Origin of the sequence: Zavarzinella formosa DSM 19928 (genome assembly GCF_000255705.1) — a bacterium.
Taxonomy (GTDB): Bacteria; Planctomycetota; Planctomycetia; order Gemmatales; family Gemmataceae; genus Zavarzinella; species Zavarzinella formosa.
The window spans coordinates 1-584 of record NZ_AIAB01000587.1 but is presented as its reverse complement, the minus strand read 5'-3'; the positions used below and the strand labels follow the sequence as shown (position 1 = coordinate 584).

The window sequence follows — 584 nt, the reverse complement described above, 5'->3', positions numbered from 1 at the left end:
CGGCAGTTGCAGTCACTGGCCGGTTACCTTGGGCATCCGGCCTTCAAACAACACGGCGAAGTGGTTGAGGGCCGCCTTCCAGCCAACGATGGGCTTCGTCCACTTTTTGGATGCCTCGTGGATGGCCAAATCAACCAGCTTTAACGCCGACTCCGCGTTTGGATACTGTTTCCGGTTCCGCGTGAACTTCCGGATGACGCTGTTCACCGACTTGATGGCGTTGGTCGTATAAATCGCCTTGCGGATCGCCGGCGGGAACTCGAACATGGCGATGATATCCGTCCAGTGCAACCGCCATTGGCGCCCGATGGTCGGATACTTCCCGCCCCACTTTTGATCGAATTCGTCCAGCGCCTGCTCCGCCTCCGAGGTCGAGGCGGCCTGATAAATCTTCTTCAAGTCGCCGGCCACTTCGCGGCTGTCCTTGTCGGTGACGTACCTCAACGCGGCTCGCACCAGATGCGCGATGCAGCGTTGCACCTTGGTCTGCGGGAAGGCCACCCGGATGGCTTCGCCAAAGCCGCTCAGCCCGTCGATGCACACGACGAACAGGTCGTTCACGCCGCGGTTCTTCAAGTCGGTCA

At 60.1% G+C, this 584-nt stretch carries 1 protein-coding gene; it reads right to left on the bottom strand.

Annotation, left to right across the window (positions count from 1 at the left end):
* Positions 1-12: 12 nt before the first annotated feature.
* Positions 13-584: IS256 family transposase (locus tag BGIM_RS0100875; RefSeq protein WP_020467930.1), on the bottom strand; the 572-nt coding region annotated here is incomplete at its 5' end.